Here is a 22,448-nt window from a genome sequence, read left to right as displayed (position 1 = left end):
CGAACGACACTCACGGCGCTCGCGGCCACCGCGAGTGCGGCCTTGCTGGCTGCGTGCACAGTCGGCCCGGATTATCAACGACCGCAAGCCGAGGTGCCGCCCACGTGGCAAACCGATTCGTACTGGCGCGTCGCGGCGCCATCGCACGCGCCGATCTCGCTCGACTGGTGGAGCGCCTTCGGCGATCCGACGCTCGCCACGCTGGAAACGCAGGCGCTCGCGCAGAATCAGACACTGGTTGCGGCGAGTGCGCACTACGCGCAAGCCAAAGCGACCCTGGCGAACACCCGTGCGCAGCAGATTCCTGAAGTCGATCTAGGGGCGTCCGGGTCGCGCTTCAGGATTTCGCACGACCGCCCGCTGACCAATTACGGCACGCCGACCACGTCGACGGTGCAGAACAATGTGCAACTCGGCCCAACGATCAACTACGACACCGATCTATTCGGCCGGATACGTCGCGAGGTGGAGGGCGCCACAGCCTCCGCGCAACAATCGGCTGACGACCTCGCCAACGCGCGGCTCGTGCTCACCACTGATCTCGCCACCGACTATTTCTCGCTGCGTGAACTCGACGCCGAGATCGACGTGCTGAATCAATCGGTGAAACTGCAGCAAAAGGCGCTCGATTACGTCACGACCGAGCACGATCTCGGCTCGGTGTCCGGGCTCGACGTGTTGCAGCAAAAATCGCTGCTTGATTCGACGCGTGTGCAGGCGCAACTCCTGCTGAATCAGCGCGCGCAGTTTGAGCATGCAATCGCCGCGCTGGTGGGCGTGCCCGCGCCGCAGTTCGCGATCGAACCCAAAGTGCTCGACACGCAGGTGCCGACTATTCCGCTTGGGCTTCCGAGCGACGTCTTGCAACGCCGCCCGGATATCGCATCGTCAGAGCGCGCGATGGCCGCCGCGAACGCGCAGATCGGCGTCGCCAAAGCGGCGTTCTTTCCGAGCCTGACGCTAACGCCGGGCATCGGCTGGGAAAGCACGCAGTTGGCCAGTCTGCTGAGCGCACCCACGCTGATGTGGACGCTTGGCGCGACGGTCGGCCAGGTGCTGTTCGACGGTGGCCGCCGTGCGGCGAACGTCCAGTTCGCGAGCGAAGGCTACAAGGCGACCGAGGCGAACTACCGGCAAACCGTGCTCACCGCGTTCCAGCAGGTGCAGGACGGCATCACGGGGCTGTCGGTGCTGGATGGTGCGTCGAAGCAGTCGCACGAGGCGGTGACCGATGCGCAGCATTTACTGGCGCTTGCCAACGACCGTTATTCGGGCGGTCTGGTCGCGTACCTCGACGTCATCACCGCGCAGCAGTCGTTGCTGACCAGCGAGCGCCAGGACGTGCAGATTCACGGCCAGCAGATGACGCTTTCGGTTTCACTGGTGAAGGCGCTCGGCGGCGGCTGGGATGCCGGCATGGCGGTATCGGGCGCGCAGCCGCCCGGCAATACACTGAACGCACCGACCGCAGCGAATACAGCCAGCGCAGCAAACACGAAGGAGGCGATGGCGCCCGCGCGGTGAGCCACCCGACAATGACACGGCCAGGCAGGAAAAAGGGAAAGCGAGGCGTTTCGTATAATGCAGACACAAGGGGACGCGCATGAAATTGCTGATTGTTGAAGACGAGCACAAGGTGGTGGACTACCTGCGCTCCGGTTTGACAGAGCAGGGCTGGGTTGTCGACGTCGCGCTCGACGGCGAGGAAGGCATGCATCTAGCTACCGAATTCGACTACGACGTGATCGTCCTCGACGTGATGCTGCCCAAACGCGACGGCTTCAGCGTGCTGAAGGCGCTGCGCATGCGCAAGTCGACACCGGTCATCATGCTGACCGCCCGCGATCATGTGAACGACCGCGTGCGGGGCTTGCGCGAAGGCGCCGACGACTACCTCACCAAACCTTTTTCCTTCCTCGAACTCGTCGAGCGGCTGCATGCACTGGCGCGCCGCACCCGTTCGCAGGAATCGACGCTGATTTCCGTGGGCGATCTGTTCGTCGATCTGATCGGCCGGCGCGCCACCCGCGACGGTGTCCGTCTCGATCTCACCGCCAAAGAGTTCCAGTTGCTCAGCGTGCTGGCGCGCCGCCAGGGCGACATTCTTTCGAAGACCGCCATTACCGAACTCGTATGGGACGTCAACTTCGACAGCCATACGAACGTGGTCGAAACCGCGATCAAACGGCTGCGCGCCAAACTCGACGGCCCGTTTCCCTCGAAACTGCTGCACACCGTGCGCGGCATGGGCTACGTGCTCGAAGTACGTGAAGAGGCAGAACAATCATGAACCGTTCTATCGCGCGCCGCCTCGCGTTAATGTTCGCGTTTGTGGCGCTACTGGTGTTCACGCTGGTCGGCACCGGGCTGTTTCTGATTTTGCGCACACAACTCGAACACCATCTGCGTGAATCGCTCGACGATCGCACCGAGATCGCGCGCATCATCGTCTATCACGCGGTGACGCCGGAAAAATGGCGCATGGCCCGCGAAAAGCTCACCGACATGATGCCGCACGACGGCAGCACCGTGTATTCGGTATCGAGCACCGATCCGTATTTCCACTATGGCAAGCCCGTCGAGGGGCCGGTGGTGTCGAGCTGGCAGGGTGGGTACTCGAGGGTTTCGCCGGTCGGCGGCGGCGCGGACATGCTGACTATCGCGGTGACGATACCGGCTTACGGCGCACGTCCCCCCGTGCAATTGCAGGTTGCCGCCAGCTGTTCGCCGAACACCCGCACGATGCGCGTGTTCGGCTCGGCGCTCGCCGCGCTGTCCGCGTTGGGCAGTCTCGCCGTGCTGCTGCTGAGTTATTCGGTCACGCGGCTGGGTCTTGCGCCGTTGACGCGCTTGACGAGAGATGCGTCCGCCGTGAGCCCGAACAACCGCTCACAGCGTCTGAATACAGCCTCGCTGCCGCCCGAACTGAACGATCTGGCCAACTCCTTCAACGGTGCGCTCGAACGTCTCGACGGCGCATACGGCCGCCTCGAATCGTTCAACGCGGACGTGGCGCACGAACTGCGTACGCCGGTGACAATCCTGATCGGTCAGACCGAAGTGGCGCTAACACGCAACCGCTCGGTCGACGATTTGCGCCATACGCTGCAATCGAATCTCGAAGAGTTCGAGCGCATGCGCACGATCATCAACGACATGCTGTTCCTCGCTCGCGCCGATCAGGGCGAGCGCGCGACGGGTCTCGTCGAAGTGTCGCTGGCCGCGGAGGTCGCGCATACGCTGGAGTTTCTGGAGATTCCGCTGGAAGAGGCGCGCGTGCATGCGCAGTTGCGCGGCGATGCGGTGACGCGGGTGAACCGCTCGCTGTTCGGCCGTGCCTGCACGAATCTGCTGATGAACGCGATCCAGCACTGTGCGCCGGGCGCGGCGATTACGGTGACGATCTCGACTGCGGCGGATCAGGTGCGCGTAGCGGTGGCCAACCCTGGCGAGCCGATCGAGGCGGGCGTGCTCGAACACCTGTTCGACCGGTTTTATCGTGCGGAAGTGTCGCGCACCAATAGCCGCGAAAACCACGGGCTGGGTCTCGCGATCGTGAAGGCGATTGCGGAAATGCATCGCGGCACGGTGTCGGCGGAAAGCGCGAACGGGATCAACACGTTTGCGTTTTCGATTGCGGCCTCGAGCGTGGAAAGCGGCTTGCCGGCGGCACGCGCGAACGCCGGTGTTCCTGCGGAAGCAGCGGGTTAATCGTCGCCGGTAAAAGGCAAATCGGCCTGAACCGGCAGACGCGGCTTCGCCGGCTGCGCGTTGGCCGGTGTCAATGCGCTCACGCGCACGCCCAGCAGCCGCAGCTTGCGATTCAATTCCACCCGTCTCAGACATTCGGTTGCCGCGCGCCGGATTTCGGTGGCGTCGGCAGTCGGTTCGTCGAGGGTCAGGTCGCGCGTGACCGTGCGGAAGTCGTCGTAGCGCAGCTTGATGCCCACGGTGCGGCCCACATAGCCTTTCCTCACCAGGTCTTCCGCAACCCTTACACACAAGCCGGTAAACGAACTGGATAACGCAGGGCGATCATGACGCGGATGCAGATCGCGTTCGAAGGTTGTCTCACGGCTCATCGACTTGGGCTCCGACTCGACCACGACGGGCCGCTCGTCGTAGCCTTGTGCGACCTGCATCAGCCACGCCGAGTAGCTGCGCCCGAAGTTGTCCTGCAGCAGGCCCGCGTCGGCTGCAGCCAGATCGCCGACCGTGACGAGACCGAGCGTGGTGAGCTTTTCCGCGGCCTTCGGCCCGATTCCGTTGACCTTGCGCACCGGCAACGGCCACACGCGCAACGGCACATCCGCGGGCGTCAGAATCGTGAGGCCGTCAGGTTTATCGAGTTCGGAGCCGATTTTCGCCAGCAGCTTGTTCGGCGCCACGCAAATGGAGCAGGTGAGGCCGGTCGCCTGATTGACGGCCTGCTTGATGCGCGCGGCGATCTCGCGCGGCTCGTCCGGCAACTCGGTGAGATCGATATAGATTTCATCGATGCCGCGGTCTTCGATCCGGTCTGTGAAGGTGGCGACCGCCGCTTTGAACAGGCGGGAGTAGTGGCGGTACGACTCGAAATCCGTGGGCAGCAAGATCGCCTCCGGCGCGAGCACGGCGGCTTTCATCATGCCCATTGCGGAGAACACGCCGAGCGCGCGGGCTTCGTAGGTGGAGGTGGTTACGACGCCTCGGCCCGCATAATCGCGCAGCTTCGCAAAGCGAAGGCTGCCGTCTTCTAGCGTTTGCGGCACGGCATTTCGGCCACCACCGATCACCACCGCCTTGCCGCGCAGTTGCGGATAGCGCAAGAGCTCCACGGACGCATAGAACGCGTCCATGTCCAGATGCGCGATACGGCGGCTTGCAGAACTCATGGATGGCGGATGGAGTGACGGCGCGGGCCGCGAGCATACCCGTCGATGTGCGCGGCCGTTGCCCTGTCTGATGGCTTGCTGCGCCGGGCGTCAAGCCGTAATTTTACCTTGCTCCGCCGGGCAAGGTGTCGCGGCTTCGGGGGGGCACAAACGGCCACGCTCATCAGGGCGTCGGCTGGCGCCCGGATGCATGCGCTTCGTCCGGGTTATCCGCGCCGGACGTTATCTTAAGCATCACCCGCAAGCCGGTTTGGCCTTCTTGCAGGCGTCGGCAAGCTGAGGCGGCGGGTCTTTCTTGAACACCGTCTTATACGACTCGAGCACGTTCGACTGAACCACCGGCAAAGACTGCACGCCGATCCACGCCGGCGGTGTCTGGCCGATCAGCGCCTTCATCATTGCCATGGCCTCGGCCACGCCTTGATCGTACGGGCGTTGTGAGCCGGTTGCCTTGAGCGGTCCGCCCTTGGCAATTTCAATCGCTGACTGAAGGCCCAGATCGACTGTCGTGACGGGAATATTCACACCTTGTGCGCGCATCGACGTCAGCGTGTCGAGCGCCGGTTGATCCCAGACCGCGAACAGCCCCTTGACGTCCGGATTCCCGGTGAGGAAATCGCCCGCGATCTGCCCCACTTTCGACGGGTCCGTAAAGGCGACCTGTTTGACCTTGATGTCCGGACGATTTTTCTTGATCCAGTCATTGACGGCCTTGGTGCGTTCCGTCGTGCTGAAGTAATCCACGCCGAAATTCACGAGCCCGATCGTGGCGCCCTTCGGGACGCACGAGGAGAGCACTTTCGCCGCGATCTGGCCATTGCCTTCGCTGTCGGCGGAAATCATCGACGCGTATTGCTCAGGATGTTTCAAGCCGGTCGGCACGTTGTCCATGAACACGAGTTTGATCCCGGCCTCGGACACTTTCTTGTACGTGGCGGCCGTTGCCGTTCCATCGACCGGAATGGAAATGATCCCGTCCGGGTGGCGCTGGATAGTGTTCTCGATATCCGCGATCTGCTTGTCGACCTGGTATTCCGCCGAAGCCGTGCCGATCACTTCCACGCCGTATTTTTTGAGCGTATCCGTGATGCCTTGCACCTGCAATTGCGACCAGTCGAGATTCATGGTCTGCATCGAAATGCCGACCTTGAATTTGCCGGCCTTGATTTTGGCGATGTCGGCGTCGCTCAGCTTCACGGCATCCACCGAGGCTGCTTTTTCGCCGTTCGGCCCTTGCCCGACAATCGTCTTCGGTCCGATCGAACCGGCCGGCAGACTGGTGACGCATTGCGCGTAGACGCCCGGCGAGGCCAGCATCACAACGGCGGCCGCCGCAATAAGAGTGGGTAGAACACCTACTGAGCCACGACGATGTTTCATGATTCTTCTCCGTTGGTCTTCATGTTTGTGTTACGTCTCCTGCCATTCACGAACAACGCGGGCGCGTGAGCTGATGCGTGATCGACGTGCCGCGTTACTTACTGGGTCACTTCCTGAGTCATTTCCTGGTAAAGGCCACAGCCGCGACGATGATGGCCCCCTTGATCACCAGCTGCAGCGACGAGCTGACGCCGAGCAGGACCAGCCCGTTATTGAGCGTGCCGATGATGAGACTGCCGAGCAGCGTGCCGAGCACGAAGCCGCGGCCGCCGAACAGACTGCAGCCGCCGAGCGTCACCGAAGCGATCACATCGAGCTCCATGCCTTGCACGACGTCGGGCCGCGCCGCATGCGAGCGCGCGGAGAGCACGAGCGCGGCGAGGCCGGCCAGCATGCCGGTAAGAATGAAGGCGAGGGTGGTCACGCGTCGCGTGTTGATACCGGAGTAGAGCGCCGCCGTCGGATTGCCGCCGGCCGCATAGATCTGCCGGCCGAACACGCTGTAGTGAAGCAGCAGGATGCCCGCGATCACGGTCAGCACCGTCCAGATGATCGGCACCGGCACGCCGGCAATGTCGCCCTCGCCGAAGATCGCGATGAACGAGTCGTTGGTGATGATCTCGGGCCTCGTGGTCGTCACCATCAGCGCGAGTCCGCGCGCGGCGCTCAAGGTGCCGAGCGTCACCAGGAACGAGGGAATGTTCAGCCGCGTGGTCACGACCCCGTTGATCGCGCCCACGATCGCGCCGGTGCCGATACCGGCAATCGCGCCGATGATCCAGTTGTCGCCGACATACGCCATGGCGAGCGCCGCGGACATGCCGGACAGCGCCAAGGTCGAGCCCACCGACAGATCGATCTGCCGGGCGATGATCACGAAGGTCATGCCGATGGCGACGATCGACACGAGTGCGGTTTGCCGGCCGATATTCAGGAAGTTGTCGACGGATAGAAACCAGGGCGAGGCGAAGCTGAACACCACTAGCAGGATCGCGAACGCGCCGTAGAGCGCATAGGGCCGGTCGCCTTGCAGCAGGAGTTGCGCGATGCGGCGCATACGGCTCTTGCGCGGTGGCGATGCCTGCCGTTCGGCGGTCAGAGGAGAGACAGAATCGTTCATATTGCGTGCGCCGAGGAGGAAGTCTCCCGTCCAGAAGAAGAAGGTCCCCCTGAGGGACCAGGAGACTCGATAGAAGAACGGGACAGTTGGATCAGGTGGTGAAGCGCTTCGGCGTTGGCGAGATCGTCGCGCTCGACGGTCTTGACGATAGCGCCGTCCGCGACGATCGAAATCCGGCCGCACAGGCGCAAAAGTTCATCGAGGTCCGAGGACACGACGAGCACGCCGGTGCCCGCGCGCGCGGCGTCATGAATCACGCCGTAGATCTCCTCGCGCGCGCCGACGTCGACGCCGACCGTCGGTTCGTCAAGCAGAAGAATTTTGGGGCGCGGGTGATTCCACTTCGCAAAGACCACTTTCTGCTGATTGCCGCCGGACAAAAACTTGACCGCGGTCGATGAGCCGGGTGCCTTGACGGCCAGCTCCTTCATCGAGCGTTTCGCCTGGTTGACGGCCGCCTGGCCGCGCATCCAGCCCCAACGGGAAAATCGCGGCAGCCGCGGCAAGGTCAGGTTGCGTTCGATCGAATGATCGAGGACGAGCCCTTCAAGATGACGATCTTCGGGCACCAGCGCCATGCCGAGCCGGATGGCTTCGGCAGGCGTCATCCGCGCGCGGGATTGACCGTCTATCACGATCGCGCCCGACTCGATTTTGCGAATGCCAAAAATGGTTTGCAGCACTTCCGTGCGCCCGCTGCCGATCAATCCCGCGAGCCCGTGAATCTCGCCGCGGCGAATCATGAGGTCGACGTGGCGAAGCCTGTCATTGCTAACGTCCGATAACTTGAGCATGGGCGCAGCGGCGGCATGGAACGTCGCCAGGGTTTGCCGCTCGACGGCAGAGCCGTCATCCCGAACGCCGGCAGCCATCCGCTCCCGCTCCCGCGCCTGCATAGCGGCATGACCGGGGCCGACGATCGCCGCGACCAGTTGCTTCATATCGGTCTGCGCGGTCTGGAACACACCGGCATTGGCTCCGTCGCGAAATACGGTGACGCGCTGCGAAATCCGGAACACCTCGTTCAGACGATGCGTCACATAGATCACGCCGACGCCGCGATCCGTGACCGCGCGAATCGCGTCGAACAGGATCTGCTCTTCGCCGCCCGTCAGCGCCGAGGTGGGTTCGTCGAGGATCAGCACCCGCACGTCGCCCATCAGCGCCTTGCAGATTTCGGTCATTTGCCGGTACGCGAACGGCAGCGCGCCGACCGGGGTGCGCGGGTCGAGCGGGATGCCGTGCGAGCGGAGGAATTCGCTGACGGTCGCCATCAGTTGCCGGTTCTTCACGAAACCGAGACGCGTGCGGGGCTCGCGCCCCAGCATCAGATTGGCCCCGACCGACAGCGATTCGACCAGGCTCAAATCCTGGTAGACCACCGCAACACCGGCTTCACGCGATCGTGCCGGCGAGTCGAACGCCACTTGCTGGCCGGCGATCTCGATGACGCCGTCGTCGTAGGCGTGAACGCCGCTGAGTATCTTGATCAGCGTGGATTTGCCCGCGCCGTTTTCGCCGAGCAAGGCATGGACTTCGCCGGGCAACACGTCGAGGCTCACGCCGCGCAGCGCCTGCACGCCACCAAATCGCTTGGTGACGCCCGCAACACGGATCAATGGAACCTGAGGCGATGACGCGGCCGCGACCGCAACCGGCTCACTCATCTGGCATGTCTCCTGCGTCGATACGACGAAATTTTTTCTCTTTGTAGTGCACTGACGATCGAAACCGTGTTGTGATCTTCGCATCATGAATATGGTGCGTCAATAACATTTCTGGCTCTTGGTGGTACCTGATGTCTATTTATGTCATGATTGAATCGTGATGCTTGTTATGATTCTATCAATCGTTGTAGCATAAGTGGGAACAACGTGTCGGCGGCTGTTGTGCGTCGCGTCAAATTTCTGGATGTCTTATGCCTGAAGCCCCTGTGCTGTCTTCTTCGGTCGTTGCGCTGCGCGGCGGCCCGCTCGTCCATCCGGTTCGTAATCCGGGCATGCCGTTCGACGCGTCCTGGCTGGACGGCTTGCGCGTCAACCAGTCCGCCGTGGAGCGGCGCACGGCCACGCTCGGGACGCGCCGCAGCGTCAAGAAGGATGCGCAGGCGGCGTGGCTCCTGAAGGCCGTCACCTGCATCGACCTCACCACGCTGAACGGCGACGACACCGAGGGGCGCGTGCGGCGCCTTTGCGCGAAAGCGCGTCAACCCGTGCGGGCCGATCTGCTCGAAGCGCTCGGCGTCGCGCCGCGCGGCATCACAACGGGCGCGGTCTGCGTGTATCACCGCTTTGTTGCGGCGGCGGTGGATGCGCTGCAGGGCAGCGGCATTCCGGTCGCCGCGGTATCGACAGGATTTCCCGCCGGGCTGATTCCGCATCCGCTGAAGCTGAAAGAGATCGAGGCCTCGGTCGCGGACGGCGCACAGGAAATCGACATTGTGGTCACGCGAGAGTACGTGCTGACCGGCAACTGGCAGGCGCTTTACGACGAAGTGCGCGAGTTCCGCGCGGCCTGCGGCCCGGCGCACCTGAAGGCGATTCTGGCAACCGGCGACATCCGCACGCTCTCCAATGTGGCGCGCGCCTCGATGGTCTGCATGATGGCCGGCGCTGACTTCATCAAGACGTCCACCGGCAAGGAAGGCGTCAACGCCACACTGGATGTCTCGCTGGTGATGGTGCGCATGATCCGCGAGTACCAGGAGCGCACCGGCGTGCCGATCGGCTTCAAGCCGGCGGGCGGTGTGTCGACTGCGAAATCCGTGCTGTCCTATCAGATCCTCATGAAGGAGGAACTCGGCCGCCCATGGCTTGAGCCGGATCTGTTCCGGGTCGGCGCATCGAGCCTGCTGGCCGATATCGAGCGCCAGCTCGAACATCACGTGAGCGGTCGTTACTCCGCTTTCAACCGTCACCCCGTAGCCTGAACAGAAGACCGATCCCATGAGCGTAGCTGAGTATTTTTCATCGATGGAGTACGGTCCCGCACCCGAGGACGATCAACCCGCGCGCGCGTGGCTCGCGCAGCACGAGTCGGGCTTCGGGCATTTCATCGGCGGTGCATGGCACGCGCCGGCCGCCGGTGAGCGCTTCGTCTCGCACGCACCCGCCACGGGCGAGCGGCTCGCCGGGATCGCCCAGGGCGACGCGGCCGATGTCGACGCGGCGGTGGCCGCGGCGCGCGCCGCGCAGCCGGGCTGGCTCGCGCTTGGTGGCGCCGGGCGGGCGCGGCATCTGTATGCGCTCGCACGGATGGTCCAGCGTCATAGCCGGCTTTTTTGCCGTGCTCGAAGCGCTCGACAACGGCAAGCCGATTCGCGAAACGCGCGATATCGACGTGCCGCTCGTGGCACGGCATTTCCTGCATCACGCGGGGTGGGCGCAGTTGCAGGAGAGCGAATTCGCCGATTACGCGCCGCTCGGTGTGGTCGGGCAGATCGTGCCGTGGAATTTTCCGCTGCTGATGCTCGCATGGAAAATCGCACCGGCGATTGCGACGGGTAACTGCGTCGTGTTGAAGCCGGCCGAATACACGCCGCTCACTGCGTTGCTGTTTGCCGAACTGGCCCATCGAGCCGGCTTGCCGGCAGGTGTGCTGAACGTCGTGACGGGCGACGGCCGCACGGGCGCCGCGCTCGTCGAGCATCAGCAGGTGGACAAGATCGCGTTCACGGGGTCGACGGAAGTGGGCCGCCTGATCCGTGCGGCCACGGCCGGCACGGGCAAATCGCTGACGCTCGAACTCGGCGGTAAGTCGCCCTTCATCGTGTTCGACGACGCGGATCTCGATGGCGCCGTCGAGGGTGTTGTCGACGCGATATGGTTCAACCAGGGACAGGTGTGCTGTGCGGGTTCGCGCCTGCTCGTGCAGGAGGGGATCGAAGCGCGCTTCATCGCGAAGCTGAAGCGCCGCATGGACACGCTGCGCGTCGGCACGTCGCTCGATAAGAGTATCGATATCGGCGCGATCGTCGATCCGGTGCAGCTCGAACGCATCGAGGCGCTGGTGGAAACCGGACGGCGCGAAGGCTGCGCGGTGTGGCAGTCGCCCGATACGGCGATGCCCGCGGGCGGCTGTTTCTATCCGCCCACACTCGTCACCGGCGTGGCGCCGGCTTCCATTCTGGCGCAGGAAGAAATCTTCGGACCGGTGCTGGTCACGATGAGCTTTCGCACGCCGGACGAAGCGATTGCGCTCGCCAATAATTCGCGCTACGGGCTCGCTGCGAGCGTATGGAGCGAAACTATTGGCCGCGCGCTCGATATCGCGCCGCGCCTTCAATGCGGCGTGGTGTGGATCAACGCGACCAATCTGTTCGATGCGGCGGTCGGCTTCGGGGGTTATCGCGAGTCGGGCTATGGTCGCGAAGGCGGTCGTGAGGGCATCTACGAATATCTGAAACCGCGCGCCTGGCTCAATCTTCCCGTCCGTCGGGCCGCACGCGCTGAGCCGGCAGCAAGCGCCGGCAAGCGTGATCCGTTGTCGAATGTCACGCTGATCGATCGCACCGCGAAGCTCTTTATCGGCGGCAAGCAGGTGCGTCCGGACAGCGGCTACGCGTTGCCGGTTCACGCGCCGGATGGGACGCTGGTGGGTGAAGTGGGCGAGGGGAACCGCAAGGACATTCGTAACGCGGTCGAAGCGGCGCGCGCGGCGCAGAAATGGTCGCAGGCGAGCACGCATAACCGCGCCCAGGTGCTGTTCTATCTCGCGGAGAACCTGGCCGTTCGGGCGGACGAGTTCGCGCGGCAACTGGTGATCAGAAACGGGGCGACGGAAGCGGCGGCGCATGCGGAAGTCGAAGCGGCGGTAGCGCGGCTGTTCACTTACGCGGCGTGGGCCGACAAGTTCGACGGCGCGGTGCATACGCCGCCGCTGCGCGGCGTCGCCCTCGCGATGCACGAGCCGCTCGGCGTGATCGGCATTGCCTGTCCGGACGAAGCGCCGTTGCTCGGCTTCGTCTCGTTGGCGGCGCCCGCGCTGGCAATGGGCAATCGCGTGGTGGTGTTGCCGAGCGCCGCGTGTCCGCTCACGGTGACTGACTTTTACCAGGTGGCCGAGACGTCGGATGTGCCGGGCGGCGTGCTGAACATCGTCACAGGGGAGCGTGGCGCGCTGCTGCCGGCGCTTGCCAAACACGACGATGTCGACGCCGTCTGGTGTTTTGGCCATGCAGCGGATTCGACGCTGGTCGAGCGCGAGTCGATCGGCAATCTGAAACGCACCTTTGTCGATCACGGCCGCCAGTTCGACTGGTTCGACCGTGCGAGCGAAGGCCGGCCGTTTCTGCGTCAGGCCGTGCAGGTGAAGAACATCTGGATACCTTACGGAGACTGACCGACGGACCGACAGACCGATCGGGTGTCGGAACGACATGCACGCCAACCAGAAAATGGAGGAGACAACGTGCTGAAGAATCTGGGTTTGCGATTTCTGCTATCGAATGCCACGGTGCTGCGCGTAGCGCATGCCCCGCGTGAAGGCTTCCTGACGAACGCGTCTCAGGGAGAACGCGAATGAACACGTCCTCGCAACGAAACGGGCGTGTCGTCATTCTCGGCATCTACGTCACGGACCTGACGTTTCGCGCCGGGCGTATGCCGCAGATCGGCGAGACGATCGCCGGCACGGCGTTCGCGATGGGGCCGGGAGGCAAGGGTTCGAATCAGGCGGTGGCCGCGGCGCGCGCCGGCGCCGAAGTGGTGTTCTGCACCCGCATCGGCAACGACGCGTTCGGCGAGATTGCGCACGCAACGTGGGCCGCTGAAGGCATCACGGCGCGCGCCTCGGTGATCGAGGGCGTGTCCACGGGGGCCGCGCATATCTTCGTCGACGACAACACCGGCATGAACGCGATCATCGTCGCTTCAGGCGCGGCCGGCACGATGAATGCCGCCGACGTCGACGCGATCGAAGCCGACATCGCCGCCGCGCGCGTGTTCGTCACGCAACTCGAACAGCCGCTCGCGGCGGCGCGCCGCGGGCTGGAGGTGGCGCGTCGGCATGGCGTCATCACCGTGTTCAATCCGGCGCCCGCCATGCCGCTCGACGACGCTATCTTCCCGTTGTGCGACTTCATCACTCCCAACGAAACCGAAGCCAGCACACTCACCGGCGTGCCGATCGCGAATGCCGACGACGCGCGCCGAGCCGCCGAGGTGCTGCTCGCCAAAGGTGTCGGCACGGTCATCGTCACGCTGGGAGAAGGTGGCGCGTTGCTGCACTCGGCCACCCAATCGGTGCTGGTGCCGGCTTATCGCTGCGGCCGCGTGGTGGAGACCGCCGGTGCGGGCGACGGCTTCACGGGCGGCTTCGCGGCAGCGCTCGCACGCGGCGACGACGCCATCTCGGCACTGCGTTTCGGCTGCGCGCTCGCGGGCATTTCCGTCACGCGGCCGGGCACGGCGCCTTCCATGCCGACGCTCGACGAAGTGAACCGCGTGTTGAGCCAGCCGACCGAGCTGTCCCCAGCATCCTCGCCGCTGTCCTGACCATCGCGAAGACTTAAGGAGATCGTGCTCACCATGAAGTCCTCGCTTACCGCTGGAAACGCCGGAAAAATGTTCGGCGACCGGCAACTGAATTTTCTGCTGATCGTCAACGTGCTCGTCGTGCTGGTCGCGACGTGGCTCTCGCACGGGCAATTCGTCGATATAGACAACCTGCAGTCGATGGGCGGACAGTTGCCCGAACTCGGCCTGCTCGCACTCGGCATCATGTTGTCGATGGTGTCGGGCAACGGCGGGATCGACCTGTCGGGCGTCGGGCTCGCGAATCTGTCCGGCATGGTCGCCGCGCTGGTCGTGCCGCGCTTCGTCAATGGCGAGGACTCGCCGGCGCTCTACACGTCGCTCTTTTGCGTGATCGTCGTGGTGACGGGGTTGCTCGGCGGGCTCCTGAACGGTGTGGTCATCGCGCGCCTGCGGCTCACGCCGATCCTCTGCACACTGGGTACGCAACTGCTCTTCACGGGTTGTGCGGTGGTGCTCAGCAATGGCGCTTCGGTGCATGTCGACTATGTCGACCCGTTGTCGGATATCGGTAACGGTACCGTGTTTCAGGTGCCGATCGCGTTCTGCATCTTTATCGCTGCGGTGATCGTGCTGGGATGGCTGCTTAAGCGCAGCCCGTTCGGTCTGCGTCTCTACCTGATGGGCACCAATCCCAAAGCCGCGTTCTATGCCGGCATTCCACGCGCGCGGATGCTGATCACCACCTACGCGATGTGCGGCGTGCTGGCGTCGCTGGCCGGTCTGATCAGCGCGACGCATACGTCCAGCGCGAAATGGGACTACGGGAACTCCTATCTGCTGATCGCCATTCTGATCGCGGTGATGGGCGGTGTGAATCCTGCAGGCGGTCACGGCCGCATCATCTGCGTGTTTTTTGCCGCAACCGTGCTGCAGTTTCTCTCGAGTCTGTTCAACCTGCTGGGCGTATCGCAGTTTTTCGGCGACTGCGCGTGGGGATTTCTGTTGCTGCTGTCGCTCGCATTCGCGGGCGGCGAGCGGGTGCGCGCGATCTTCGGATTCGGCGGTGGAGGCGGCGCAGGTGGCGCAGGTGGCGCAGGTGGCGCAGGTGGCGCAGGTGGCCGAGGTGGCGGCAGTGCGGCGAGTTCCAGCACGGCGCCGAAGAGTTAGTGCGCCGTGCACCTGCGAGGCGCAAGCAAGGTTTCAGTACGCGACGGACAACGAGCCCTGGCTGTCCGTGACAGTGAAGTGGGGCGACATCGAACCATAAAGGAGACATCGCATGAAATTGACTAGACTGGGTACCGCGCTCGCAGCAGGCGCGCTGACGGTGGGCGTGATTGCCGCTGCGCACGCGGCCACCAACGAGACGATCGTCACGGTCGTCAAGGTGACCGGTATCAACTGGTTCAACCGGATGGACGACGGCGTCAAGCAGTTCGCGAAAGACAACCCCGGCGTGAACGCGTATCAGACCGGTCCAGGCCGCGCGGACGCGGCACAGCAACTGAAGATTATCGAAGACCTGATCGCGAAGAAGGTCACGGCGATTGCCGTGGTGCCCTACGATCCGCCGACGCTCGAACCGGCGCTGAAGAAAGCGATGGATCGCGGCATCAAGGTGGTGACCCATGAAGCCGACAACGCGAAGAACACGATGGTCGACATCGAAGCATTCGACAACACGGCCTACGGCGCCGGCCTGAACGAACGCCTCGCTTCGTGCATGCACGACGACGGCAAGTGGGTGGCGCTGGTCGGTTCGCTCGGCAGCCGCTCGCAGGTGCAATGGGCTGACGGCGGGATCGGCAACGCCAAGGCCAAATATCCGAAGATGGACCTGGTCGAACCGAAACTCGAAACCAACAACGACGGCGAGCGCGCCTATGAAGTCGCGAAGGAAGTGCTGCGCAAGCATCCGGACCTGAAGGGCTTCCAGGGCTCGTCCTCGCTCGACGTGATCGGCATCGGCCGTGCGGTGGAAGAAGCCGGCATGCAGGGCAAGATCTGCGTCTACGGCACGGGCCTGCCGACTGAAGCAGGCAAGTTCCTCGAGAGCGGTGCGATCAACGGCATTGCGTTCTGGGATCCGAAGCTTGCGGGCATCGCGATGAATAAGGTTGCGCAGATGCTGATCGATGGCAAGACGGTCGAGAACGGCGCCGATCTCGGCATTCCGGGCTATACGAAAGTCACGGTCGCGAAGGGGCCGGGCAAGGGGATCATCGTGCGCGGCCAGGGCTGGGTGAACGTCGACAAATCGAACTACAAGCAGTATCCGTTCTGACATGAATCAAGACGCAGCTTCACGGCAGTCACCGCTGCCAGCGCGATCCGGCACGCCGCAACCGTTTTTGCAGGTTGTCGGCGTGCACAAGCGCTTCACCGGCGTGCATGCCTTGCGCGGGGTGAGCCTCTCGTTCGAGCGCGGTCAGATCTATCACCTGCTCGGCGAGAACGGTTGCGGCAAGAGCACGCTCATCAAGATCATCTCCGGCGCGCAGCCGCCCGACGAAGGCGAACTCGTGATCGAAGGCGTTCGACATGCGCGGCTTTCCGCGCTTGAATCGTTGGCAGCGGGAATCGAAACGGTTTATCAGGATCTCTCGCTGCTGCCCAACATGAACGTGGCGGAGAATGTCGCGCTCACCGCCGAGCTGGCCACGCACGCAGGCAGGCTTGCGCGCACGTTCGACCGGCGTTTGCTCGCGCGCACGGCGGCGCGCGCGCTGGAATCGGTCGGCCTGCCCGGCGACGCCGAATTTCAGGCGACCCTGATCGAGCACTTGCCGCTCGCCACGCGTCAGCTCGTCGCCATTGCTCGCGCGATTGCCAGTGAGGCAAAGTTCGTCATCATGGACGAACCCACCACGTCGCTCACGCAAAAGGAAGTCGACAATCTGATTGCGGTGCTCGCGAATCTGCGCGCGCAGGGCGTGACGGTGCTGTTCGTGAGCCACAAGCTCGACGAGTGCTACGCGATCGGCGGCGAAGTCATCGTGCTGCGCGACGGCCAGAAGATGGCGCAGGGACCGATCGCGCAATTCACCAAAGCGCAGATCAGCGAGCTGATGACGGGACGTCATTTGTCGAACGAGCGCTATCGTGAAGGCGCGGTTGGCGAGGATGTCGTGCTCGACGTGCGCGGCTTCACGCGCGCGGGTCAGTTCAGCGATGTGTCCTTCGCGCTGCATGGCGGTGAAATTCTCGGCATTACCGGTCTGCTCGACTCGGGGCGCAATGAACTGGCACGCGCCCTCGCGGGCGTTGCACCGGCGCAAGCGGGACAGGTGATGCTCGACGGCAAGGCCATTTCATTGCGCACGCCCTCGTATGCGAAACAGCATCGAATTGGTTACGTGCCGGAAGACCGCCTGAACGAAGGGCTGTTTCTCGACAAGCCGATTCGCGACAACGTGATTACCGCGATGATCGCGAGCCTCAAGGACCGCTTCGGCCAGATCGATCGCACACGCGCGCAGGCGCTTGCGGAACAGACGGTGAAAGAACTGCAGATCGCGACGCCCAGTGTGGACAAACCCGTGCAGTCGCTTTCGGGCGGCAACCAGCAGCGCGTGCTGATCGGCCGCTGGCTCGCCATCGATCCGCGCGTGCTGATTCTGCATGGACCGACGGTCGGCGTCGACGTCGGATCGAAGGACATCATCTACCGCATCATGCAGCGCCTGTCGCAACGCGGCATTGGCATCATTCTGATTAGCGACGACCTGCCTGAACTGCTGCAGAACTGCGATCGCATCCTGATGATGAAGAAGGGGCGTGTGGCCAACGAATATCGGGCCGACACGTTGAGCGAAGCCGATCTGTATCACGCGTTGCTTTCGGAAGCCGCATAAGGACGTCGATACCCATGAACTCGCGGATCCAATCGCGCATGAACCAGACCATGACCACCCCGACCGTTGTCGAAGTCGCACCCGAGGTCAAGCCGCCCACTTTGCGGGCCAGGCTCGCGCGCAATCCCGAATGGTTCACAGTCGCGTTGATCGCGGCGACGTGCCTGATTGTCGGCGCGATCAACCCACGGTTCTTCCAGCTTGCGACGCTCTTCGATCTGCTGCATTCGGCCACCACGATGTCGCTTTTCGCGCTGGGTACGCTAGTTGTGCTGGCGTCCGGCGGCATCGACGTCTCGTTCACGGCGATCGCGGCGCTGACGATGTACGGCATCACAAAGGCGGTGTTTGCCTGGTGGCCGGACGCGCCGTTCGCGCTGATTCTGATCACCGGCGCACTCGGAGGCGTGTTGCTCGGCATCGTCAACGGCCTGCTGGTGCACCGATTGAAAGCGCCTTCGCTGATCGTCACGATCGGCACGCAGTATCTGTATCGCGGCTTGCTGTTGACGTTTATCGGCACGACGTTCTTTATGAACATTCCGCACAGCATGGATCACTTCGGCCGGATTCCGCTGTTTTTCTATCACACCAATGAAGGCCTGCGTGCTGTGCTGCCGATTTCGGTGCTGGCGCTGGTGGCGGCCGCCGTTGTCACGTGGTGGCTGTTGAACCGGACCATGATGGGGCGCGGTGTCTATGCGATGGGCGGCAGCCTCGCGATCGCCGAGCGGCTCGGCTATAACCTGCGCGCGATTCATCTGTTCGTGTTCGGTTACACCGGCATGCTCGCCGGCATTGCGGGCATTCTGCATGTATCGAACAACCGGCTCGCGAATCCGTTCGATCTGGTGGGCTCGGAACTCGACGTGATCGCCGCGGTGATCCTGGGCGGCGCGCGCATTACGGGTGGCACGGGTACGGTGGCCGGCACGTTGCTCGGCGTGGTGCTGGTTACGCTGATCAATAGCGTGCTGATTCTGGTGGGCGTGCCGAGCACCTGGCAGAAGGTGATTATCGGCGCGTTCATTCTGATCGCCGGGACGTTGTTCGCGTTGCAGCGCAAAAGCTGAACGCTGAACGCTGAACTCCGGCTGCGCTGGCCGCTCGGCCAGCGCATTCATTTGCGCTTGCGAAGCTCCTGGCCTTTCTCGGTGATGATGGAATCGAAGTCGTCGACCTGCGAGAAGCGTACCGCCTTGACGACGCCGAACTTGCTCTGATCCACGACCAGATGGCGCTCGACGGCACTTGCCATGGCCGCCTGTTTGAGCGCGACTTCGTGAAAATTCCAGCACGTGACCCCGCGTGCGCTATCCACGCCGCCCGCCGAAATGAACGCCTTGTTGATTCCCATGCGACGCAGCATCTCCAGACTTTCTTCGCCCGCGAACGAATCTGAAGAGGGTACGTAGACGCCGCCTAGCAGAATCATTCGCACATTTGGCTTGCGCCGCAGAATCTCCGCCACGTTCAGCGAATAGCAGACCACGGTGACGTGACGCTCGAGCGGGATCAGGCGCGCGAGGGTGGTGAGCGTCGTGCCACAATCGATGAAGATCGTTTCGTGGTCGATAACAAGCTTCGCGGCGATCGCGGAGGCTTCCGCCTTGGCCTGCGCGAAATGATCCTTCTCTTCTTCGAGTGAATAGCCGGCGCTGTTCGGTACGTCGGTCGCGCTGACGATGTAGCCGCCGAGATATGTGAATCGCTCAGGACTGCCCGCGATATCGCGCCGGACAGTCATTTCCGATACGTCCAGCAGGCTGGCGGCGTCGCGCAGGCGCATCACGCTCTGCTTGGCCAGCGCATCGGCGAGGGCGCGGAGGCGGTCGGGTTTCAGCATGGAGGTCCTGTCGCGCAATGTGGAGGAGCGTTATGTTTTGTTCGAGTTGATGAAAGAATTATAACAAGAGGTGCTCGGTGCGGCGAGTCTGATTGAGCCTTGGTTTGAGCCCGGACACGCGGTCTGCTTCGCATCTGCAATAGAAAAAAGCCTTTAACCCGAGGGCTAAAGGCGTGTTGCTGGGGAATCGGAAACCATCCGATAGCTGTTAGCTTGAGCTCGGAGAAGCGGGTCCGTTCCGCCTCATTGGGACGAATCCGACCTGCAGGCCGAAGAGCTTCGCAACGCTGTTGAGCGAGTCGACGGTCGGATTTCCGGTGCCGCGTTCGATGTCCTGAATGACCCGGCGGCTGACGCCCCGATGCGCGGCGAATTCCGCCTGAGTCAGGCCCGTCATCTTGCGCATCGCCTTCATGGCTTCAGGAATGGTCATGTCGCCCCGGCCGATCGGTTCATAGAAAGCGCGGCGAAGGGCGTTCTGCTCTTCACGGGTCAGTTGGTTCCGACGGGGCATGATGAGCCTCTGGCGGTTGAAGGGCCTTCAGTTGTCGGACCTGTGTATCAATGGATTGCGTCAGGAACTCGATGACGTCGTGATCGACCAGGAATATTTGCAGGGTGCAATCCATGAGGCAACTCCTTGTGCATCGTAAAGGTAGCACGATGGAACGATGAATTGCTTATGCGCTTCTTATAAGGGTTTTTTTGCCGAGTTCGCGGATGGGACCGATGCCGAGATAGGGCATCACGCGCGGCAATGTGACAATGACGTCGAATGGATAGACGGGGCCGTTATACGGAAAGCGTGGATGATCCGTTCGCTGGCGGGCGGCTCAGCGAAGGCGCGATTTGGCGCCTGGAGGCGGACAGCGGGTCACGGCAACGTGGTGGATTTTCCACCTGTTGCCGCAACCGCGTGCCTGCCGCGAGCGCGTGACGCAAGCCGCAGGGTACTCACTATTACTGCTTGATGCCTTCAGCCTGAATATGCAACGTGGTCAGCATCTTGAAGCCATAGGTCTTGCCGAAGTCGACGCCGAAGTCATCGCGATTGAACGTTGCGGTCGATTCCGTGCCGCACACTTCGCGCTTGATCATCGGGTTCATCACGCAGTTGAACGATTCGATCTTCAGGTTGACCGGCTTCGTCACGCCATGCAGGGTCAGCGTGCCGATCACTTCCACCGGCTTGTCGCCGTCGAAGCGGATCTGCGTACCCTTGTAGGTCGCGCTCGGGTATTTGGTGGCATCGAAGAACTTGTCCGTGACCAGTTCCGCGTCGAGCTTGTTGTTGCCGATATCCACCGAGCTCATGTCGATCGTCACGTCGACCGTGCCGGTCTTCGCCGCGCGATCCAGCACCACGGTGCCGCTGCTCTTCGTGAACTTGCCGCGCCAGGTCGACAGGCCACCGAAGTGGTCGGTCTCGAAGCTCGGGTAGGTGTGCATCGGGTCGAGTTGATACGTCACGGCGGCCATTGCGTTGAACGACATGGCGGCGGTCAGTGCGCCTGCGGCGAGCAAAAGTTGTTTCTTCAAGTGATTCTCCAGGTTTCAGAAAGTGCGGCGACGCTTCGAAAAGTGCTGCGCCGCTTTAGTGTGTCTCGTCACTTCTTCGAAGCGACGATATGAAATTTGATGACGACTTCGTCGGCAACAACCGACGTGTCTTTCCATTCGCCCGTGCCGACATCGAACTGCGAGCGTTTGATCGGCAAGGTGCCGTCGAAGGTTTGTGTGCTGCCCTGGCTGGCGATGGTGACCGGCACCACCACGGTCTGCGATTTGCCCTTGATGGTGAGCTTGCCGGTGATCTTGTACTGATTGCCGCCGGCCGGCGCGATCGCGCTCGAGACGAACGTGGCGGCCGGATAGGTCGCGCTGTCGAACCATTCCTTGCCTTGAGCCTGCTTGTTGTAGTCGTCCGCGCCGAGGTCGTAGCTGCCGGTGTCGATCGACACGTTGGCGCTGCCGGCGGTCGGCTTGGCCGGATCGAAATTCAGTTGCGCCGAGAACTTTTTGAACTTGCCGTCCACCGGCACGTTCATCTGTTTCGTTGTAGCGACAACGCTACTTTTGCTCGTGTCGAAATCGGCGTGCGCAAGGCCTGCACCGAAGAATGAGAGGGCGGCGATGCCGGCCAGCGTGGCGTGATAAAAGTTTGATTTCATAGTGGTACGCATCCTATCGAACCCGCGCGCGCGAATTGCACACCGCTGGGAATTAAATTGCCAACAGGCTGTAGCCAATGACCTGCGATTCGCCTGCTACGCGCCTATTACTCGTGTGTTATTCGTGTGCTATCTGAGGAACGGAATCATCCGCGCGAGTAATCCGTCGCGGTCGACAAATTGATGCTTGAGCGCCGCGAGGACATGCATCGCAACGAGTACCAGCAGCGTGTAATTGAGCAGTATGTGGACCGTGCGCAGGCTCGCCTTGAGCGCCTGGTCCGGGCCGATGAAGGTGGGCAGCGGCACAATGCCGAGGTACACCACCTGAATGCCCGCGGCCGAGCTATAGAAGTAGCCGGACAGCGGAATCGCCAGCATCAGAAGGTAGAGCACGCCATGCACGAGATGGGCGGCAGCCTTCTGCCACGTGGGCGTAGCGCTATCGAGCGCCGGTGCGCGGTGCGTGGCGCGCCACAGCACGCGGGCCACGGCCAGCATGAAGACGGTGACGCCGATCCATTTGTGCCACGAAAAGTACTTCAGCTTGGTGGGCGTGAAGCCGGGAATATCGGTCATGATCCAGCCGATATAGAACCCGCAAATGATCAGCAATGCGATGAGCCAATGCAGGGCGACGGCAGGGCCGCTGTAATGCTCGACATCTGTGGGACGGGGTTTCATCGATTCATGCTCGCTATTCGTGGTGCCTGCCGCGTACGGTATG

Annotated in this window: 18 protein-coding genes and 1 pseudogene; 10 read left to right on the top strand and 9 right to left on the bottom strand. The window is 62.9% G+C overall.

Annotated elements, in window-relative coordinates:
• Positions 1-42: 42 nt before the first annotated feature.
• From B0G76_RS30355 to B0G76_RS30345, 3 genes are all read left to right on the top strand, one after another.
• Positions 43-1,524: an efflux transporter outer membrane subunit gene (locus tag B0G76_RS30355; RefSeq protein ID WP_259460880.1), complete on the top strand. Its 1,482-nt coding sequence runs from the start codon at positions 43-45 to the stop codon at positions 1,522-1,524.
• Between the two features lie 79 nt (positions 1,525-1,603).
• Entirely contained in the window at positions 1,604-2,290 is a 687-nt protein-coding gene (locus B0G76_RS30350) for a heavy metal response regulator transcription factor (protein WP_007176723.1), read from the top strand.
• Positions 2,287-3,711, top strand: coding sequence for a heavy metal sensor histidine kinase (locus B0G76_RS30345; RefSeq protein WP_120295745.1), 1,425 nt, complete (start codon positions 2,287-2,289; stop codon positions 3,709-3,711). The genes B0G76_RS30350 and B0G76_RS30345 overlap by 4 nt, the downstream gene beginning before the upstream one ends.
• Here B0G76_RS30345 and dinB read toward each other — a convergent pair.
• The 4 genes from dinB to B0G76_RS30325 form a co-directional block, all read right to left on the bottom strand.
• On the bottom strand, positions 3,708-4,874 hold the full coding sequence (gene dinB / locus B0G76_RS30340) for a DNA polymerase IV (protein ID WP_120295744.1): 1,167 nt from the start codon (positions 4,872-4,874) through the stop codon (positions 3,708-3,710). The genes B0G76_RS30345 and dinB overlap by 4 nt on opposite strands.
• A 234-nt stretch (positions 4,875-5,108) precedes the next feature.
• Positions 5,109-6,254 carry a substrate-binding domain-containing protein gene (locus tag B0G76_RS30335; protein WP_120295743.1) on the bottom strand — a complete coding sequence of 382 codons (1,146 nt, stop codon included), beginning with the start codon at positions 6,252-6,254 and terminating at the stop codon, positions 5,109-5,111.
• 118 nt (positions 6,255-6,372) lie between these two features.
• Entirely contained in the window at positions 6,373-7,374 is a 1,002-nt protein-coding gene (locus B0G76_RS30330) for an ABC transporter permease (RefSeq protein ID WP_120295742.1), read from the bottom strand.
• On the bottom strand, positions 7,371-9,041 hold the full coding sequence (locus B0G76_RS30325; protein WP_120295741.1) for a sugar ABC transporter ATP-binding protein: 1,671 nt from the start codon (positions 9,039-9,041) through the stop codon (positions 7,371-7,373). The genes B0G76_RS30330 and B0G76_RS30325 overlap by 4 nt, the downstream gene beginning before the upstream one ends.
• Positions 9,042-9,292: 251 nt before the next feature.
• On the opposite strand from B0G76_RS30325, the gene deoC reads away from it, so the two are divergent.
• From deoC to B0G76_RS30290, 7 genes and pseudogenes are all read left to right on the top strand, one after another.
• Positions 9,293-10,303, top strand: coding sequence for a deoxyribose-phosphate aldolase (gene deoC, locus B0G76_RS30320; RefSeq protein WP_120295740.1), 1,011 nt, complete (start codon positions 9,293-9,295; stop codon positions 10,301-10,303).
• A gap of 16 nt (positions 10,304-10,319) precedes the next feature.
• Positions 10,320-12,714, top strand: a pseudogene (locus tag B0G76_RS30315) (aldehyde dehydrogenase family protein).
• Positions 12,715-12,893: 179 nt separating this feature from the next.
• Entirely contained in the window at positions 12,894-13,868 is a 975-nt protein-coding gene (gene rbsK / locus B0G76_RS30310; RefSeq protein WP_120295739.1) for a ribokinase, read from the top strand.
• Between the two features lie 33 nt (positions 13,869-13,901).
• On the top strand, positions 13,902-15,017 hold the full coding sequence (locus B0G76_RS30305) for an ABC transporter permease (RefSeq protein ID WP_120295738.1): 1,116 nt from the start codon (positions 13,902-13,904) through the stop codon (positions 15,015-15,017).
• 112 nt (positions 15,018-15,129) lie between these two features.
• Complete coding sequence (locus B0G76_RS30300; protein ID WP_120295737.1) at positions 15,130-16,134, top strand: autoinducer 2 ABC transporter substrate-binding protein; 1,005 nt, start codon at positions 15,130-15,132, stop codon at positions 16,132-16,134.
• Position 16,135: 1 nt separating this feature from the next.
• Positions 16,136-17,704, top strand: a complete 1,569-nt coding sequence (locus B0G76_RS30295; RefSeq protein WP_120295736.1) for a sugar ABC transporter ATP-binding protein — start codon at positions 16,136-16,138, stop codon at positions 17,702-17,704.
• Between the two features lie 14 nt (positions 17,705-17,718).
• On the top strand, positions 17,719-18,777 hold the full coding sequence (locus B0G76_RS30290; RefSeq protein ID WP_120295735.1) for an ABC transporter permease: 1,059 nt from the start codon (positions 17,719-17,721) through the stop codon (positions 18,775-18,777).
• A 47-nt stretch (positions 18,778-18,824) separates the two neighbouring features.
• On the opposite strand, the gene B0G76_RS30285 is transcribed toward B0G76_RS30290, so the two are convergent.
• The 5 genes from B0G76_RS30285 to B0G76_RS30265 form a co-directional block, all read right to left on the bottom strand.
• The gene (locus B0G76_RS30285) at positions 18,825-19,550 is read right to left on the bottom strand and encodes a DeoR/GlpR family DNA-binding transcription regulator (RefSeq protein ID WP_120295734.1); all 726 of its coding nucleotides are present in this window, start codon (positions 19,548-19,550) and stop codon (positions 18,825-18,827) included.
• 208 nt (positions 19,551-19,758) lie between these two features.
• Positions 19,759-20,064 carry a helix-turn-helix domain-containing protein gene (locus tag B0G76_RS30280; protein WP_120295733.1) on the bottom strand — a complete coding sequence of 102 codons (306 nt, stop codon included), beginning with the start codon at positions 20,062-20,064 and terminating at the stop codon, positions 19,759-19,761.
• Positions 20,065-20,510: 446 nt separating this feature from the next.
• Positions 20,511-21,089 carry a YceI family protein gene (locus B0G76_RS30275; protein ID WP_120295732.1) on the bottom strand — a complete coding sequence of 193 codons (579 nt, stop codon included), beginning with the start codon at positions 21,087-21,089 and terminating at the stop codon, positions 20,511-20,513.
• Positions 21,090-21,157: 68 nt separating this feature from the next.
• The gene (locus tag B0G76_RS30270) at positions 21,158-21,721 is read right to left on the bottom strand and encodes a YceI family protein (protein ID WP_120295731.1); all 564 of its coding nucleotides are present in this window, start codon (positions 21,719-21,721) and stop codon (positions 21,158-21,160) included.
• A gap of 129 nt (positions 21,722-21,850) precedes the next feature.
• The gene (locus tag B0G76_RS30265; RefSeq protein WP_120295730.1) at positions 21,851-22,405 is read right to left on the bottom strand and encodes a cytochrome b; all 555 of its coding nucleotides are present in this window, start codon (positions 22,403-22,405) and stop codon (positions 21,851-21,853) included.
• Positions 22,406-22,448: the final 43 nt, after the last annotated feature.

Source organism: Paraburkholderia sp. BL23I1N1 (assembly GCF_003610295.1).
Classification (GTDB): domain Bacteria; phylum Pseudomonadota; class Gammaproteobacteria; order Burkholderiales; family Burkholderiaceae; genus Paraburkholderia.
The sequence above is the reverse complement of the archived record's forward strand: the minus strand, read 5'-3'. Positions and strand labels throughout refer to the sequence as shown.